16 protein-coding genes are annotated in these 18,818 nt (G+C 44.2%); 11 read left to right on the top strand and 5 right to left on the bottom strand.

The genetic code is table 11. The features are described 5' to 3' along the window. Positions 1-174 precede the first annotated feature (174 nt). The 5 genes from CGC64_RS07030 to CGC64_RS07010 all read right to left on the bottom strand — a co-directional run bounded on the left by CGC64_RS07030 (position 175) and on the right by CGC64_RS07010 (position 8,220). The gene (locus CGC64_RS07030) at positions 175-3,528 is read right to left on the bottom strand and encodes a DEAD/DEAH box helicase (protein WP_005677216.1); all 3,354 of its coding nucleotides are present in this window, start codon (positions 3,526-3,528) and stop codon (positions 175-177) included. Positions 3,529-3,594: 66 nt separating this feature from the next. Beyond that, positions 3,595-4,398 (bottom strand): twin-arginine translocase subunit TatC, encoded by an 804-nt coding sequence (gene tatC, locus CGC64_RS07025; protein WP_005677215.1) that lies wholly within the window; start codon positions 4,396-4,398, stop codon positions 3,595-3,597. A gap of 14 nt (positions 4,399-4,412) precedes the next feature. After that, positions 4,413-4,631 carry a Sec-independent protein translocase subunit TatA/TatB gene (locus tag CGC64_RS07020; protein ID WP_005677214.1) on the bottom strand — a complete coding sequence of 73 codons (219 nt, stop codon included), beginning with the start codon at positions 4,629-4,631 and terminating at the stop codon, positions 4,413-4,415. Positions 4,632-4,762: 131 nt separating this feature from the next. Beyond that, positions 4,763-7,255: a bifunctional UDP-N-acetylmuramoyl-tripeptide:D-alanyl-D-alanine ligase/alanine racemase gene (locus CGC64_RS07015; protein ID WP_005677213.1), complete on the bottom strand. Its 2,493-nt coding sequence runs from the start codon at positions 7,253-7,255 to the stop codon at positions 4,763-4,765. Further along, positions 7,231-8,220, bottom strand: coding sequence for a GSCFA domain-containing protein (locus CGC64_RS07010; protein WP_005677212.1), 990 nt, complete (start codon positions 8,218-8,220; stop codon positions 7,231-7,233). Before CGC64_RS07010 ends, CGC64_RS07015 begins: the two co-directional genes overlap by 25 nt. 113 nt (positions 8,221-8,333) lie before the next feature. Here CGC64_RS07010 and dxs point away from each other — a divergent pair, with 113 nt between their 5' ends. The 11 genes from dxs (at position 8,334) to nuoK (ending at position 18,748) form a co-directional block, all read left to right on the top strand. Then, positions 8,334-10,277 carry a 1-deoxy-D-xylulose-5-phosphate synthase gene (dxs, locus tag CGC64_RS07005; protein ID WP_005677211.1) on the top strand — a complete coding sequence of 648 codons (1,944 nt, stop codon included), beginning with the start codon at positions 8,334-8,336 and terminating at the stop codon, positions 10,275-10,277. Between the two features lie 2 nt (positions 10,278-10,279). Then, entirely contained in the window at positions 10,280-11,620 is a 1,341-nt protein-coding gene (trkA, locus tag CGC64_RS07000; RefSeq protein WP_005677209.1) for a Trk system potassium transporter TrkA, read from the top strand. A gap of 34 nt (positions 11,621-11,654) precedes the next feature. Next, entirely contained in the window at positions 11,655-13,106 is a 1,452-nt protein-coding gene (locus CGC64_RS06995; protein ID WP_005677208.1) for a TrkH family potassium uptake protein, read from the top strand. A 110-nt stretch (positions 13,107-13,216) separates the two neighbouring features. Further along, on the top strand, positions 13,217-13,594 hold the full coding sequence (locus CGC64_RS06990) for a hypothetical protein (protein ID WP_005677207.1): 378 nt from the start codon (positions 13,217-13,219) through the stop codon (positions 13,592-13,594). A 115-nt stretch (positions 13,595-13,709) separates the two neighbouring features. After that, positions 13,710-14,060, top strand: coding sequence for an NADH-quinone oxidoreductase subunit A (locus tag CGC64_RS06985; protein ID WP_005677206.1), 351 nt, complete (start codon positions 13,710-13,712; stop codon positions 14,058-14,060). After that, a complete protein-coding gene (locus tag CGC64_RS06980; RefSeq protein WP_005677205.1) occupies positions 14,051-14,653 on the top strand; it encodes an NADH-quinone oxidoreductase subunit B in 603 nt (200 codons plus the stop codon). The genes CGC64_RS06985 and CGC64_RS06980 overlap by 10 nt, the downstream gene beginning before the upstream one ends. A gap of 26 nt (positions 14,654-14,679) precedes the next feature. Further along, a complete protein-coding gene (locus CGC64_RS06975) occupies positions 14,680-16,272 on the top strand; it encodes an NADH-quinone oxidoreductase subunit D (RefSeq protein ID WP_005677204.1) in 1,593 nt (530 codons plus the stop codon). A 32-nt stretch (positions 16,273-16,304) separates the two neighbouring features. Next, a complete protein-coding gene (gene nuoH / locus CGC64_RS06970; RefSeq protein WP_005677203.1) occupies positions 16,305-17,381 on the top strand; it encodes an NADH-quinone oxidoreductase subunit NuoH in 1,077 nt (358 codons plus the stop codon). Positions 17,382-17,392: 11 nt separating this feature from the next. Next, complete coding sequence (locus CGC64_RS06965) at positions 17,393-17,881, top strand: 4Fe-4S binding protein (RefSeq protein WP_005677202.1); 489 nt, start codon at positions 17,393-17,395, stop codon at positions 17,879-17,881. 3 nt (positions 17,882-17,884) lie between these two features. Continuing rightward, positions 17,885-18,397 carry an NADH-quinone oxidoreductase subunit J family protein gene (locus tag CGC64_RS06960; protein ID WP_005677201.1) on the top strand — a complete coding sequence of 171 codons (513 nt, stop codon included), beginning with the start codon at positions 17,885-17,887 and terminating at the stop codon, positions 18,395-18,397. Between the two features lie 42 nt (positions 18,398-18,439). Then, entirely contained in the window at positions 18,440-18,748 is a 309-nt protein-coding gene (gene nuoK, locus CGC64_RS06955; RefSeq protein ID WP_005677199.1) for an NADH-quinone oxidoreductase subunit NuoK, read from the top strand. The last annotated feature ends 70 nt before the right edge of the window (positions 18,749-18,818 follow it).

The following is an 18,818-nucleotide window of genomic DNA, read 5'->3' as shown; positions in this document are numbered from 1 at the left end:
GTAATCGTTAAGATGAAAAAAAGGGAAGTCTCACGACTTCCACAATTCTTCTAACCTTAAATCTAAATCTCTATGAAAAAAACGTGTTGCAAATATAGGCGTTTGTTCATTATTAAGGTGTTAATGAATTGCATAAAGAGAGAATAAAAACTAACATCTGCAAAAATTAGCGAATTACCCCTGAGTCTCTATTAAATTTAATAAACTTTCATAAAGCGGGTTGGATTTCAGGTATTTCGGGACTCCTGTCACAAACATCTGTTTCCTTGCACGAGTAAGGGCTACGTTCAATTTCCGGTCTATCAGCACTCCATTCTCTTCTGTTAAATTCGACACAAATTTTAACTGATAATAACTATTAATACAACAGGAATAAATAATCACATCCCGCTCGCTACCTTGAAAACGTTCGACAGTATCAACCAATATCCGATTGAGCGCCGGGATCCCTAACGCTTCTATTTCTTTTTTTATAAGTGCTATCTGACTGCGATAAGGTGTGATAACTCCCAAAGTACGGGAATCGTCAAAGTCTGTCCGGTGAGATTCATAGATTTGAGCTGCCAGACCTGCGACAATACGGGCTTCGGAATAATTTATCTTGGCCGACCCGCCCGCCTTCTCCGGCTGTGAAGGATAAAAAGCAAGACGGGAAATGTGTTCGGATGACTCTGTCTGATGCGGCAGGCCTACCGGTATCAGATGTCCGCCATAGAAAGCCCGGTTGGCAAACAAGGCGACTTTGGGATGCATACGTCCCTGACGACAGAGCATATCGTGTGAACGGTGAACGGCAGGGCAATTCCGATAAAGACGTTCAAACAAAGAGTCTTTCAGGTTAGTCAGCCCGATAGCCAACAATGTTTCGTCATAGATAGCAGATTGCTCCGCTTTTTGCAGGACAACGGCAGGAAGTTGTTTATGATCACCGATCAGGATAAACTTATCTATCGCATTCCTGTCGCCTTCGCCGTGTGCACAAAGAATACCTAACAATTGCGGTTCTAATATCTGAGTAGCCTCATCGACGATAGCTACATCAAAGTGCTTCAACCGAAAGAGTTCGGGCTTTCCCGAAATGGCGGCCACAGTTCCTACCATGATACGGCAATTACGTATACGTTCATAAACATCGGCACGGCGTGTACAGGATGCCAACTCGTTTTCGATCAGATGTCCGCGATATGCTTCATCACAGGATAATTCGCTCCCTACACGGATAAAGTCGACAGCAGGACGAATCGAAGCAAGCGACTTGCATATTTCATCAACAGCACGATTGGTATACGAAAGTAGAAGAATTTGTGAGTCTTTATCGGTATGGAAAGTCTCCACCATTTTCTTCAGGGCACAGGAGGTCTTACCCGTCCCCGGAGGACCGACTAACAGGAAGTAATCTTTTGCAGCTTTCGCTTTCAATGCAACGCGGGTGAAGTCGTCTTCCGCTTGAGCTATGAGTATATCCAATGATTCGTCAAACTCCGGCGGGCGCTGAGAAAGCAATAAATCGCGCCGTTCCTGCGTAGCAGACAGATAAGCATATAATCCTTGATACATCGAACGGAAAGTGGTATCCATCGTATCGTGCTCTATCGCATAAAGACTCCGGGCAGGAAGTACGGAAGGATTTTGCTGTGTAGCACGTAAACGGATTCCGACTTCATGATCCGTCAGATATTCAATATTTCCTTTGAATACCATTTTATTAGTAACATTATCTGTATCAGAGTTCCGTTCGTAAAGGATTATGGCATCGCCTTGACGGAAATTAGGGAGAAAAGTTCTTTCTCCTCCCACCTTCTCTTCCGGAGGGAAGGCCAACGTAAGACCGGCTTTATGTTCATCGGCTGCATGATTCTCCTTAATTCTCAAATCATAAAGAATCTCTCCTGCTTCGCATTTCTCCGCCAAAGTGGAAAGCCACAAGGAAGCGGCTCCGGTGCGTCCCTCATAATCCACATCTCCGGATTTGGAGGTATAAAGTTCTTTTGTTATAAAGTTATATATTGCATAGAAATATTTTTTCTCCAAAGGAGAGAGTGCTTTCAATTTCGACTGGAAATTGTCAATGGAAGGACGCAGGTAGGTTTCCCAAAAATGCCCTTTCAAACCTCGCTCGTTCAAGGTGAAGGAATTGATGCCTTCTAGTTTCTGCGCGGTATACTCCAGACTATTCCGTAACTGAATTCCATATTCATCAGCAACAATGCGGTTGCGCAAGTCGATCACCCGACGCACCAGTGCCCAGGAAGGACGGGAAGGATAAAGCAACGGATAGCGGGTGTATAGCAGATAAGCTTTCACTTTCCGGTGGTCCATTCCCATAGAATATTGCAGGACTGCCTGATAAAGCAACATTTGCACTTTATTATTCTCTTTCGGCTCCACTTTGCCACGGATAGCATATTCGTCAGCCTTACCCGATTTCATTTCGATAAAGGAGGACATATCCCGTTGCATATAGTCGAGACGCCCTTGCAGTCCGAGTGCTTCGCAAATATAAGACGGTTCGAGCACAGCATCCGTCTTATCCAGTTCGTATCCGGCAGCATGGAAAGTATCGTTTACCGTTTCACGGATATGCTCAAAGTGAAGTTTACAGTCATCGAAGAACCGGCGTTCCTTTTCCTTGTCACGCAAATCGGGACAGGCTGCCAATTCGATAGGATAGCGCCGGAAAGCTTTCTGCATACACGCACGGTAATCAATTTCTTCTTCCTGTGCATGAATCCATTCATCCAGAAAAAGGTTGGCAATGTTTCCCAGCAACAAAGGGCGTGCATTCTCAATCGGCTGAAGGCGGGAAAGAACATAGTTTGCCGGATGATGCCCGTAGTCGCGGAAACATTCGGCAAGGGAACTGATGTCAAGCAGGTAATCCGGTTCGAGAACGATAAATGAAGGGGTCAATACGCCCGCTTCATCTACCGCAACGTCTAATAGATTTATTTGGGCATATTGCCATAGCAGCCGGCAGGTTTCAGCAAATTCTTCGTTTATCTGAGGAATGTTATAGCGAACCAAATAAGGTTTCTCCGATACTTCATCCAACGGAGTTACATATAAATATTGTTTATCGGCATACTGAAAGCAGACGCGCATCCGTTGCACACGTTCAAGGGCAGGAGGTGCAACCAGATAAGTTGCATCAGTACGGGGTAGCAAACGGTATAATTCAACAGGAACATCTTCACCGGACAATTTACGGATAAGAAAAGCCAATGTCTTGACGTCTCGCAAAAGATTCTCCCGGGTAGGAACAAGCTGGTGATTCAAAACCCGATTAGAAGTCAGACGGAATGTATGCAAACGATTCTGCTCTGCATAAGTAAGTCCGGTTTTGGCACCTACAAAACTGATTCTGGCGGAAAGGTCGGTCATTTGCAGACTCTCATTCTGCATCTCCGAACGACAAATACGTTCCAACAAATCACGCATTTGTTTATAGCCAACAACCAATTCCACACCTTTCTCCCGGCAAACAGCCAGCAGTAGTTCATAAGATTCTATTCCTTCATTTGCTTCCATAAAACAAAGGTACGTGATAAATCTTAATTCTTATGCAAATGAGTGCCTTCAAATACCCGACGATATTTAAACTTCTTCTGTTATATCTTCTTCCTTCTTGTCTTTTATCATCAAAATACTCATTTCATACAACAGATAAAGAGGAATAGCTACCACACTCAACGTAAAGGGATCGCCCGTAGGAGTGATTATAGCAGCGGCTATCACGATGACAACAACAGCGTGACGACGATATTTCCGCAAGAAAGACTTGTTGACTATTCCCAACAAAGAGAGTAACCAAGTCACCAGCGGAAGTTCAAAAGCAAGTCCCATACAGAGAATCAACATCATAAAATTGTCAATGTATGAATTGAGCGAGAGAATGTTTTCTACTTCTGAACTTAATTGGTAAGTAGAAAGGAAGCGAAGTGTCAACGGGTAGACCATAAAATACCCCAACAAAACACCGATAAAGAACATGAATGTACCTATTGTCAGGGCTTTCCGTACTCCTTTACGTTCATTGGGATAAAGGGCAGGACTAATGAAACGCCATATTTCAAAAAAGAGATAGGGTATGGCAGTCACTACCGACAACATAAAAGCCGTTGACAGATGGATAAAAAAAGGAGCAGCCAAGTTAATATTGACTAACTTCACATGAAAATCTTGCGTGAAAAAATCATCAGTCAGATCGAATTTCTGTCCGATGTATCGTAATAAATCGTAGAATATGAAATCATTGTGGCAAGGTGCCAGTATCACATGATCGAAAAGATAGGGCATAGCTATAAAATAGCCTATCGCCAACACGAACCAAATCCCAATCACCCGAAAGAGTACCTTACGCAGTTCATCCAAATGATCCCAAAAGGTCATTTCTGCCATTCGAACTTTCTTCTTTACTTAGCTGAATCTGCCGGTTTGTCAATTTCGTCTTTCGCCTTATTTATTTCATCTTTCGCTTCATTTACTCCGTCCTTGAAGCTCTTGACCCCTTTACCCAAGCCACGCATCAGTTCAGGAATTTTCTTTCCACCGAAAAGAAGAAGAATAACCAAAGCAATAATAATCCATTCGGAACCGCTGGGCAAAAAGCCTAACAATAATAAGTTTGTCATAAGTTTATTTGATAAGAGGTTTCTACTAGTTGGTGCAAATATAACATTTTCGCCACAGAGTAGCACAGAGTTCCACGGAGTTTTTTATTATTTTGCCCACCCTGTGAAACTCAGTGTTGCTCTGTTATGAACTAATCCTGATAATAAACCCGCTTTACCCGAGTGGATATACTAGTCAACACTTCGTAAGGAATCGTATCCAGTTTATCAGAAAGGACAGTAATCGGAAGATCATCACCGAAGATAATCGCCTGGTCACCCTCACGGCAGTCGATGTCCGTTACATCAATCATACAAACATCCATACAGATATTGCCGACATAAGGCGCTTTTTTTCCATTCACCAGACAGTAAGCGTTTCCACGTCCCAAATGGCGGTTTAATCCGTCCGCATAGCCGATAGGAATAGCAGCAATGCGTGAAGGACGTTCCAAATGTCCCTTTCGGCTATATCCTACCGTATCTTCTGCAGGCACGTCCCGAATCTGAAGAATCGTTGTCTTGAGAGTACTTACATTGTGTATAATCGAATTATCTATCGGACTCACTCCATAAAGTCCGATTCCCAAACGTACCATATCAAACTGTGCACCGGGGAAACGTTCGATTCCTGCCGTATTACAGATATGACGCAGAATCTTATGTGAGAAAGCGGCTTGCAACTCCTGCGAACCTTTCTCAAATAATTCTATCTGCTGACGTGTAAAAGAATCGAATTGAGGCGAATCACTACCTACAAAATGAGAGAACACCGAACGGGCAATCACAGCGTTCTGAGCTTTCAAGCGACGAATCAGCAAGGGAATCTCATCAATGCCAAAACCTAGCCGATGCATACCCGTATCCAATTTTACATGAATAGGGAAGTTGGTGATTCCTTCTTTCTCGGCTGCTTTAATCAAAGCATCGAGCAGGTGGAAATTATAAACTTCCGGCTCCAGCTTATAGTCGAACATAGTCTTGAATGCTGTGAGCTCAGGGTCCATTATGATGATAGAAGAAGTAATACCTGCTTTACGAAGTTCGGAACCTTCATCGGCTACGGCTACAGCCAGATAATCGACATGATGTTCCTGTAATGTCTTGGCTATTTCATACGAACCGGCTCCATAAGCGGAAGCCTTTACCATGCAGATCACTTTCGTTTCGGGATGACGAAGCATCGCACGATAATGATTCAGGTTCTCCACCATTGCACCGAGATTTACTTCCAGAATCGTTTCATGCACTTTCAGTTCCAGTTCTTCGGACAGCAGATCAAAGTTGAACACACGGGAACCTTTAATCAGAATTACTTCCGAATGAAGTGATTTCAGCAGATTCGAAGCCAGAAGAGCTTCTGTATTCGGGAAGAAATAACGTTCCAACGCATCGTCAAAACGAGCGGTACAGGAAGAAATCTCTGCTCCTACGCCAATCAGTTTGTCTATTCCACGACTCCGTACCAACTGTGCCACACGACGATAAAGTGTAGCGGTACTTTGTCCTGTTTCTAAAATATCCGACAAGATTAATGTACGTTTCAATCCTTTCTTCTCCGAACGACGTACCAAAAAATCAAGAGCGATATCCAATGAAGCCAAGTCCGAGTTATAACTATCATTAATCAATACACAATTGTTCTTTCCTTCTTTTACTTCCAAACGCATGGCAATCGGTTCAAGACGTGCCATACGCTCTGTTATCTGATCGGCGGGGGTCATTAAATAGAGGCAGGCTGCCAGACAGTTCAGTACATTCTCTATGGAAGCGTCATCAATAAACGGGATGCAGAAAGTATTATCCATATCCAGATAACGGTAGGAAATAACAGTATGATCTTCTTTCTTAGTCACCCGGCTAATATATAACGGACGTTCAATATCCTTACGGCTCCATGCTATTTCACGAGCTGTCAACATCGACTTTGCTACACAATTGCTGATAAGTTCGTTATCTCCGTTATAAATTACGACATCACAATCTTTAAAAAGAGTCAGTTTCTCCATGCACTTCTCCTGTAATGAGAAGAAGTTTTCCTGATGAGCACCGCCAATATTAGTCAGAATGCCAATAGTCGGCTTTATCATCCGCTTCAAAGCATTCATCTCTCCCATTTCAGAAATACCGGCTTCGAATATGCCCAATTCTGCTTCTTCATTCAGTTGCCAGACCGATAAAGGTACACCAATCTGTGAATTATAGCTACGCGGCGAACGGACAATACGACGGTCGGGACTCAGTAACTGGTGTAACCACTCTTTCACAATCGTCTTTCCATTGCTCCCTGTTATACCGATAATCGGAATTTTAAACTCCTCCCGATGTATTTCAGCCAGCTTCTGCAAAGCCTTTAACGGATTGGCAACGATGAGGAAATTGAGGGTGGAGAGCTTTCCTAGTTCTCCATTCTTAAATTTCTCAAAGTCTTCTTCAGTAACCACAAAATTACGCACTCCCCGGTCATATAAATCGGGGATATAGCGGGCTCCACTGTTACGTTTCGTAGTCAGGGCAAAGAAAAGAGTTTCTTCCGGGAAACTAAGAGAGCGGCTGTCTGTCAGTAGCCAATCAATTGTCGCTTCACATTCGCCCACACGGCGGGCACCGATACATTCGGCTATGGATTCAATCGTATATGACATAGTTCTGTTTCTTTTTGAAAATCTAAGTACGGGTATTTTCCGATAAGTCGTTCTATTTTTAACACTATTTGTCCTAAAAAGCGTTGATACGCTTCCGATTCGGGATGAAAGGGTTTATGCGCCATATCTTTGCGGATATCCTCCACTTCTGTCATAACCTGCTTTGTTTCAGCAGAAAAAAAGGAATCAGAAAAGCATTTCCACAGGTAGTTCACGGCCAATGGAGACGGATGCAACATATCATCGGCATAAAACCGGTAATCGCGCAATTCGTCAAGTACTATCTCGTAAGCAGGAAAGTAGAAAACCTGCTTCGGAAACAATTGCTGCAAGCGGTCGATTGTAAGCAACAGGGTCGATTTACTAAGTTGATTGGCATGCATTCCGTCACGAATATGCCGGATCGGGCTGACTGTAAAGAGAATCTTCAGATTCGGATTACGTGCCGTCATACCGGCAATCAATGAAGTGTATTCGTTCACAATCTCATCGACCGACAGGAGCCGGCGGTTAAAATTGCTTTCCGGCAGCTTGTGGCAGTTGGACACTACCCTCCCCGTTTCTTTCTGTTCATAGACGTAGGCGGTGCCGAAAGTCAACATCAACCAATCCAGTTGATGAACCGTCTTATAGGCCTGCTGCAAACGATGATTTATATTCCGGATGACCTCGCCCGCCGTAGCTGCGGAGAATGAGCCATGATGCATCGGGCTATGCCAACACTCCTTATAAGCAAATAAATCTTCCTCCTGATACACCTTCCCTTTTAATATTTCAACTAAGGCTGTTGAAACAGAAAAGGGATTGTAGAGAATACCAAAAGGATTCACATCTACCCTGAATTTGTTTTCCGCCAGTTGCCTACCCATGTTTTCTGCAAAACAGGAGCCCAGCAGAAGTATTTGTCCGGCATGAGTAACAGGCGGCAAGCTTACGGGCAGTTCAACCTTCGTTCGAAAATCCATATATTTTTTCTCCTTATTAATTCCTTTTCACGAAGCAAAAGTACAATAAAGATGTGTATTCCATTTCAGGTTCCACATTCTTTTCGTATTTTTGCACTAAATTTCCTAGAATCATGAATAATGAACCGATATATAACTTGCTAAACACTATTGATTACCCCGAAGATCTACGGAAACTAAACGTAGAACAACTACCGGAAGTATGCAATGAACTGAGGCAAGACATTATTAAAGAGCTATGCTGCAATCCGGGACATTTCGCTGCGAGTTTGGGGACAGTGGAATTGACCGTAGCCTTACACTACGTCTACAATACGCCTTATGACCGTATTGTGTGGGATGTGGGTCATCAGGCATACGGACACAAGATTCTTACGGGACGACGGGAAGCTTTCTCCACCAACCGGAAGTTGGGAGGAATCCGTCCTTTTCCTTCACCGGAGGAGAGTGAATACGATACTTTCACCTGCGGACATGCATCCAATTCTATTTCTGCTGCTCTCGGCATGGCAGTTGCCGCTGCTCAGAACGGAGATTCCAACCGTCATGTCATAGCTGTCATCGGTGATGGTTCGATGAGTGGCGGACTGGCTTTCGAGGGACTGAACAATTCATCAACCACCTCGAACAACCTGCTCATTATCTTGAATGATAACGACATGGCAATCGACCGTAGTGTTGGCGGTATGAAACAGTATCTTTTCAACATGACAACTTCCAACCGCTACAACCAGCTACGTTTCAAGTTGTCACGAATGCTGTTCAAACTCGGTATTTTAAACGAAGAACGCCGCAAAGCCCTTATACGTTTCGGCAACAGCCTGAAATCAATGGCTGCACAACAACAAAACATCTTCGAGGGAATGAACATCCGCTACTTCGGTCCTATCGACGGACACGATGTGAAGAACCTCGCCCGCATATTACGGGATATAAAAGACCTGCAAGGACCTAAAATCCTGCACTTACATACCATAAAAGGAAAAGGATTCGCCCCGGCAGAGATGCACGCTACCGAATGGCATGCGCCCGGCAAGTTCGATCCTGTCACCGGCGAGCGTTTTATTGCCAATACGGAAGGAATGCCTCCTCTCTTTCAGGATGTTTTCGGAAATACGCTTGTGGAACTGGCCGAAGCCAATCCTAAAATTGTAGGCGTTACCCCGGCCATGCCCAGTGGCTGTTCGATGAACATACTGATGTCTAAAATGCCTAAACGGGCTTTCGATGTAGGAATTGCCGAAGGACATGCCGTCACCTTCTCCGGAGGTATGGCAAAAGACGGTTTGCAACCTTTCTGCAACATCTATTCTTCGTTCATGCAGCGGGCTTATGATAATATCATCCACGATGTAGCTATCCAGAACTTGCCTGTTGTCTTTTGTCTCGACCGTGCCGGACTGGTAGGCGAAGACGGGCCTACTCATCACGGAGTTTTTGACATGGCTTATCTGCGTCCGATACCTAACCTGACGATTGCATCGCCTATGGATGAACATGAATTACGCCGTCTGATGTACACAGCCCAACTGCCTGACAAAGGTCCGTTTGCCATACGTTACCCCAGAGGTCGCGGAGTATTAGTCGACTGGAAATGTCCGCTCGAAGAAATTCCCGTAGGTAAGGGACGGAAATTGAAGGACGGTAAAGACCTCGCAGTTATCAGCATAGGTCCTATCGGAAATAAAGCGGCTACTGCCATTGCCCGTGCCGAAACCGAATCGGGCAAAAGCATTGCACATTACGATTTAAGATTCCTCAAACCACTGGATGAAGGACTGCTGCACGAGGTAGGCCGGAAGTTCCGCCACATCGTTACCATAGAAGATGGAGTGATTCAGGGAGGAATGGGAAGTGCCGTACTCGAATTTATGGCCGACCATGAATATACTCCGACCGTGAAACGTATCGGAATCCCGGATAAATTCGTTCAACATGGCACAATAGCACAACTATACCAACTCTGCGGAATGGATGAAGACAGCATCACTAAAGAACTTTTAAAGCAATGCGCACTTCAGCTAAGCATGAGTGGAGTTAAAGAATTAACCAACTGAAAATGAAGATTATTATTGCAGGGGCCGGTAACGTAGGCACCCACCTGGCTAAATTATTGTCCCGGGAAAAACAGGATATCATCCTAATGGACGATGACGAGGAAAAACTAACCGCACTTAGTTCCAACTTCGATTTGCTGACGGTCACCGCCTCCCCTTCTTCTATTTCCGGTTTAAAGGAAGTAGGTGTGAAAGAAGCCGACTTGTTCATTGCCGTCACCCCGGACGAGAGCAGGAACATGACCGCTTGTATGCTGGCTACCAACTTAGGAGCCAAAAAGACCGTTGCCCGCATCGACAACTACGAATATCTTCTGCCCAAAAATAAAGAATTCTTTCAGAAACTGGGCGTAGACTCCCTGATTTATCCGGAAATGCTTGCCGCTAAAGAAATCGTATCTTCCATGCGCATGAGCTGGGTACGCCAATGGTGGGAGTTCTGTGGAGGTGCTCTGATCTTAATAGGTACCAAGATGCGTGAAAAAGCGGAGATTCTGAATATTCCACTCTATGAATTAGGTGGCCCGAATATCCCCTACCATGTGGTAGCCATTAAGCGTGGAACAGAAACAATTATCCCGCGTGGAGATGACGTTATCAAATTGCATGATATTGTTTATTTTACGACCACCCGCAAATATATCCCTTATATCCGGAAAATTGCCGGTAAAGAAGATTACGCCGATGTGCGTAATGTGATGATTATGGGCGGAAGCCGCATTGCTGTCCGTACTGCACAATACGTACCGGACTATATGCAGGTGAAAATCGTAGATAACGATATCAACCGTTGCAACCGCCTGACTGAGTTATTGGATGACAAGACTATGATTATCAACGGAGACGGCCGTGACATGGATCTTCTGATTGAAGAAGGGTTGAAGAATACAGAAGCCTTCGTCGCCCTGACCGGAAATTCCGAAACCAACATTCTTGCCTGTCTTGCCGCTAAACGTATGGGCGTGGAAAAGACGGTGGCAGAAGTAGAAAACATTGATTATATCGGCATGGCCGAAAGCCTTGACATCGGTACGGTTATTAACAAAAAGATGATTGCCGCCAGCCATATTTACCAAATGATGTTGGATGCGGATGTATCCAATGTGAAATGCCTGACTTTTGCCAATGCAGATGTAGCGGAATTCACCGTGCCGGCAGGTGCCAAGATTACCAAACATTTTATCAAAGACCTTGGCCTTCCGAAAGGAACCACTATCGGAGGTATGATTCGTAATGGTGAAGGAGTACTTGTAACCGGTGACACGCTGATACAACCGGGCGACCATGTCGTTGTGTTCTGCCTGAGTATGATGATTAAAAAGATTGAGAAATTCTTTAATTAAGTATTAGGTTTTAAGTATTAACCGCAGCTTGTTTATGATTAACTCAAAGATGATATACCGCATCATAGGATTCCTGCTTCTGATAGAAACAGCTATGCTGCTATGTTGTGGAGCTGTCTCTCTTTTTTACAAAGAAAACGATTTGCAGAGTTTCCTGATTTCATCCGCTATCACCACAGGCGTCGGTATATTGATGCTTGCAATTGGCAAAGGTGCGGAAAAGTCGCTCAACCGTCGTGACGGATATGTCATTGTCAGTACTGCCTGGATTGCATTCTCGCTTTTCGGAATGTTACCTTATTATATAGGTGGATATATCCCGAGTATTACGGACGCTTTTTTCGAAACGATGTCCGGATTCAGTAGTACGGGGGCTACCATTATGAACAACATTGAATCAATGCCACACGGAATCCTTTTCTGGCGGGCAATGACACAATGGATAGGCGGTTTGGGAATTGTATTTTTCACAATTGCCGTTCTGCCGATTTTCGGAATGGGAGGCATTCAGGTATTCGCTGCCGAAGCCAGCGGTCCTACTCATGACAAAGTACATCCCCGTATCGGCGTTACCGCCAAATGGATATGGGGTATCTATGCCGGAATGACAGGAACGCTGATTGTATTGCTCGTATTCGGCGGCATGAGTGTATTTGACAGTATTTGTCATGCTTTCACGACGACCAGTACCGGAGGATTCTCGACCAAACAAGCTAGCATTGAATATTACCACTCTCCTTATATAGATTACGTAATATCCATTTTCATGTTTCTTTCAGGTATCAACTTCACTTTATTGTTGTTGATGTTCAACGGAAAAATCAAGAAATTCATCCATGACGCAGAGCTGAAGTTTTATTTTATCTGTGTATCTTTTTTCACAATATTCATTGCCTTCTGGCTCTATCGAACCTGTGATATGGGAGTAGAGGAAGCTTTCCGTAAATCATTGTTTCAAGTGATTTCATTACAGACTTCTACCGGTTTTGCCACAGCGGATTATATGCTTTGGCCCTCCATTCTTTGGGGATGTCTGATTGTGGTTATGTTGATAGGAGCTTGTGCGGGCAGCACGACAGGAGGTATCAAATGTATTCGTATGGTGATTCTCTTTAAAGTAGCAAAGAATGAGTTCAAACATATCCTGCATCCTAACGCCGTACTACCGGTACGGGTTAATAAACAGGTAATCTCTCCTTCGATTCAATCAACGGTACTGGCATTCACATTTCTGTATGCAGTTATCGCCATTATCAGCATACTCATTATGTTGGGTTTCGGAGTAGGATTTCTCGAGTCAATCGGAACCGTTGTTTCAAGTATGGGTAATATGGGACCGGGCCTCGGTACCTGTGGCCCGGCCTATTCGTGGAGTGAGTTACCCGATGCTGCAAAATGGTTACTTTCTTTCCTTATGCTCCTCGGACGTTTGGAATTATTTACGGTATTACTGCTCTTCAGTTCCGATTTCTGGAAAAAGAACTAAACGAGTATTGACATAGATCAATTGGAGTGCTAAAAAAACCTTTTTTGCTACTTAGAGTTTGCAAAAAGTATAAATATAAATCCTATATTTGCAGCCGTTATAAGAGAAAGATGAAACAAAGCTTAAAATTCGGATTACTTTTGGTACTGGCTTTGCTAATTCATTGCGTCACTAATGGAACAATGGAAGATATTTGCAAAGTTACCTCCCCGACTTATCGGCAGGAGAAGTGCTACGTATCCCAAGACCGTCCGATTCATAATGCGATTGAGCGTCTTTATAATCTATACTCCACCCAATCGTGCGATATGAGCCATACGGACGTCGCCCATGTTCCGACAGACAAGAGCATGTTATTACTGATCGCCTATTTCTGCGAACATTACAAATTGCAAAGTCCGCCTTACTCATTTTCGCTTCACACTCCCAACTACCTTTATGATCCTGTTACCCATTATATATATGGTTTAAGGAAGATTGTCATTTAGACAAGCCAGGGCACTATTTTTTATTCGATTTATTTCAGGCAATCAACCTCTTCTCCGGTGGGTGAAGGGTTTGTTGTTCATTTCTATAATATTCAATCTAAACAGCTATTGAATTATGAATTTTACATTTTTAGTTGTTGTTTTACTGACAGCGCTTGCTTTTGTCGGTGTTGTGATAGCTCTTTCGCGAGCTATTTCCCCCCGCTCATACAATGAGCAAAAGTTCGAGGCATACGAATGTGGTATACCGACACGTGGTAAATCATGGATGCAGTTCCGTGTGGGCTACTACTTGTTTGCTATTCTGTTCCTAATGTTCGATGTAGAAACAGCTTTTCTGTTTCCGTGGGCAGTAGTGATGCGTGACATGGGACCACAAGGACTTATTAGTATTCTCTTCTTCTTTATTATTTTAGTTCTGGGTCTTGCATACGCCTGGAGGAAAGGAGCATTGGAATGGAAATAACCAAAAAGCCAAAAATAAAATCAATTCCTTATGAGGAGTTCATTGACAATGAGTCATTGGAAAAGTTGGTCAGGGAGCTTAATGCCGGAGGGGCAAATGTCGCTCTCGGAGTCCTTGACGATTTCATCAACTGGGGACGCAGCAATTCACTGTGGCCGCTTACTTTCGCAACCAGTTGTTGCGGTATCGAATTTATGGCATTGGGTGCCGCTCGTTATGACATGGCCCGCTTCGGGTTCGAAGTAGCACGTGCCAGTCCGCGTCAAGCTGATATGATTATGGTATGCGGAACAATCACGAATAAAATGGCTCCGGTATTGAAACGTCTGTATGACCAAATGCCCGATCCGAAGTATGTGGTGGCCGTGGGGGGATGCGCAGTCAGCGGAGGCCCTTTCAAAAAGTCTTACCACGTAGTGAACGGAGTAGACAAGATTCTTCCGGTAGATGTATATATCCCCGGATGTCCGCCGCGTCCCGAGGCTTTCTATTATGGCATGATGCAGTTGCAACGCAAGGTAAAAATAGAAAAGTTCTTTGGTGGAGTGAATAGAAAAGAGAAGAAACCGGATTATATAAAGAACGAAGAGTAATCTTACATTCTTAATTTAAAAGATTTATGCAAGAAATACAATTTATAGCCCCCGTAGCATTACACGACGAGATGCTGCGCTTGCGGAATGAAAAACAGATGGACTTCCTCGAGAGCCTCACCGGCATGGACTGGGGAGCAGCAGATGAGAAAGATACTCCGGAAAAACTTCGTGGGTTAGGCGTAGTCTATCATCTGGAATCTACTGTCACAGGCGAACGGATAGCAGTAAAAACAGCTACAACCAACCGTGAATTACCGGAAATCCCGTCTGTCAGCGATATATGGAAGATAGCCGACTTCTACGAACGTGAAGTCTTCGACTATTATGGTATCACTTTCATCGGTCATCCTGATATGCGCCGTCTTTATCTGCGCAATGACTGGATAGGTTATCCGATGCGGAAAGACAATGACCCGGAGAAAGATAATCCGCTTTGTATGACAAACGAAGAGACGTTTGACACGACCCGGGAAATAGAGCTGAACCCGGACGGGACAATCAAAGACAAAGAAACCAAACTCTTCGGCGAAGAAGAATATGTAGTCAACATTGGTCCTCAACATCCTGCAACCCATGGTGTCATGCGCTTCCGTGTTTCTTTGGAGGGTGAAATTATTCGTAAGATTGATGCAAACTGTGGCTATATCCATCGGGGCATCGAGAAAATGAACGAAAGTCTTACTTATCCGCAGACATTGGCTCTGACAGACCGTCTTGATTACCTGGGTGCCCATCAGAATCGTCATGCACTATGCATGTGTATTGAGAAGGCAATGGGTGTCGAAGTTAGCGAACGCGTACAATATATCCGTACGATTATGGATGAGCTACAACGTATCGACTCCCACTTATTGTTCTTTTCCGCCCTTGCCATGGACCTCGGAGCGCTGACAGCTTTCTTCTACGGATTCCGTGACCGTGAAAAGATTCTCGATATTTTTGAGGAAACTTGCGGTGGACGCCTGATTATGAATTACAACACGATTGGCGGTGTGCAAGCTGACCTTCACCCGAATTTTGTCAAACGGGTGAAAGAATTTATCCCGTATATGAGAGGAATCATTCACGAATACCACGACATATTTACAGGTAATGTCATTGCCCAAAGCCGTATGAAAGGTGTAGGAGTGCTGAGTCGTGAAGATGCTATCTCTTTCGGCTGTACAGGAGGTACAGGACGTGCTTCGGGTTGGGCTTGCGACGTGCGCAAACGGATACCGTATGGTGTATATGACAAAGTAGATTTCAAAGAAATTGTTTATACGGAAGGTGACTGTTTCGCCCGTTACCTGGTACGTATGGACGAAATAATGGAGAGTCTGAACATCATCGAACAATTAATCGACAATATTCCCGAAGGCCCCTACCAGGAGAAAATGAAACCGATCATCCGTGTTCCCGAAGGTAGTTATTATGCTGCCGTGGAAGGAAGCCGTGGTGAGTTCGGTGTTTTCCTCGAAAGCCAGGGTGACAAGATGCCTTATCGCCTGCACTACCGTGCCACGGGACTACCGCTTGTTGCTGCAATTGACACAATCTGCCGTGGAGCGAAGATTGCCGACTTGATTGCTATTGGCGGAACGTTGGATTATGTGGTCCCGGATATTGATAGATAAACAAGTAATAAGTATCAAGTATTTTAAATTATATGTTCGACTTTAGTATAGTAACAAACTGGATACATGAGCTGCTTCTCTCCATTATGCCGGAAGGAGTAGCCGTATTTATAGAATGTGTGGCTATCGGTGTGTGCATCGTTGCATTATATGCCATACTGGCTATCATATTGATTTACATGGAGCGCAAAGTCTGCGGATTCTTCCAATGCCGTCTCGGTCCGAACCGTGTCGGTAAATGGGGTTCTATCCAGGTGATCTGCGACGTGCTTAAAATGATGACTAAGGAAATCTTCATGCCGAAGGGCGCCGACCATTTCCTCTACAATCTGGCTCCGTTTATGGTGATTATCGCTTCGTTCCTTACTTTCGCTTGTATTCCTTTTAATAAAGGTGCGGAGATTCTGAACTTCAACGTAGGCGTATTCTTCCTGTTGGCAGCTTCCAGTATCGGAGTTGTCGGTATTCTGCTTGCAGGCTGGGGCAGTAATAATAAGTTCTCGCTGATTGGTGCGATGCGAAGTGGTGCACAGATTATCAGTTATGAGCTTTCCGTAGGTATGAGTATCATGACTATGGTAGTGCTTATGGGAACCATGCAATTCTCCGAAATTGTAGAGGGACAAGCTAATGGCTGGTTTATCTTCAAAGGACACATTCCCGCGGTGATTGCCTTCATTATCTATCTGATTGCCGGAAACGCCGAATGTAACCGTGGTCCGTTCGACCTTCCCGAAGCGGAAAGTGAGTTGACCGCCGGATATCATACAGAATATTCGGGGATGGGTTTCGGTTTTTTCTATCTGGCGGAATATCTGAATCTGTTTATTGTAGCCAGCGTTGCTGCTACTATTTTTCTGGGTGGTTGGATGCCGTTGCATATCGTAGGGCTGGACGGATTTAATGCCGTAATGGACTATATTCCGGGATTTATCTGGTTTTTCGGCAAAGCATTCTTTGTGGTATTTCTATTGATGTGGATTAAATGGACTTTCCCCCGTCTGCGTATTGATCAGATTCTGAATCTGGAATGGAAATATCTGGTTCCTATTTCTATGGTAAACTTATTAATAATGGCATGTTGTGTAGCCTTCGGCTTTCATTTCTAGCAGATTAGATTATGGAATATAAAGATAAAAAATATACGTACTTAGGTGGTCTGGTGCACGGCATCAGTACACTGGCAACGGGTATGAAGACCAGTATCAAGGTGTATTTTCGTAAGAAAGTAACCGAGCAATATCCCGAAAACCGGAAAGAGCTGAAAATGTTCGACCGGTTCCGCGGCACACTGAACATGCCCCATAATGAGAATAACGAACATCGCTGTGTAGCCTGCGGTTTGTGTCAAATGGCCTGTCCGAATGACACCATCAAGGTTATCAGCGAAACCATCGAGACAGAGGACGGCAAGAAGAAGAAAATCCTGGCAAGATATGAATATGACCTGGGTGCTTGTATGTTCTGTCAACTTTGTGTCAATGCTTGTCCGCACGATGCTATCACGTTCGACCAGAACTTCGAACATGCGGTATTCGACAGGACGAAGCTTGTATTGAAGTTGAATCACGACGGTAGTAAAGTAATAGAAAAGAAAAAAGAAGTTTAAGATATGGGATCAACACTTGAAACAGTAGTATTCTACTTTTTGGCAGCATTTATTATTGCTATGTCCATTATGACGGTGACCACCCAACGTATCGTCCGCTCAGCTACTTATCTGTTGTTCGTGCTTTTCGGTACGGCCGGCATTTATTTCCTGCTGGGTTACACTTTCTTGGGTTCTGTCCAAATTATGGTTTATGCCGGTGGTATTGTCGTTCTTTATGTATTCTCCATTCTGCTGACCAGTGGAGAGGGTGACCGCGCAGAGAAACTGAAACGAAGCAGGTTCTTCGCGGGACTCTTTACAATGGTTGCCGGCGCAGCAATTATCCTGTTTATCACGCTAAAGCATAACTTCCTGCAAACCAACAATCTGGCTCCACAGGAGATAAACATCCACTCTATCGGTCATGCCCTGCTAAGTAGCGACAAATACGGTTATATATTGCCTTTCGAAGCAGTCAGTATCTTGTTACTGGCATGTATTATCGGTGGTATTATGATTGCACGTAAGAGATAAGGAGAATTAAAATTAAAGATTAGAAATTAAAAGTATACCATTATGATACACATGGAATATTATCTGGTAGTTTCTACTATCATGATGTTTGCAGGAATCTATGGATTCTTTACCCGCCGGAATACACTGGCTATCCTGATTTCTGTGGAGCTAATGCTGAACGCCACGGACATCAACTTCGCCGTGTTCAACCGTTTTCTCTTTCCGGGAGGAATGGAAGGCTATTTCTTTGCACTATTCTCTATCGCCATTTCGGCTGCTGAAACCGCAATAGCAATAGCCATTATGATAAACATCTACCGTAACATCCGAAGTATCCAAGTCCGCAACCTTGACGAACTAAAATGGTAGTACCAAGGCGGTGGCAAGATGCCACTTCCCGGTTTCCATTCGGATGATTCCGCAAGATATTATAGTATAA

Source organism: Bacteroides caccae (genome assembly GCF_002222615.2).
GTDB lineage: Bacteria > Bacteroidota > Bacteroidia > Bacteroidales > Bacteroidaceae > Bacteroides > Bacteroides caccae.
Note: the sequence above shows the minus strand (reverse complement) of the source record. Positions and strands in the feature narration are given on the sequence as shown.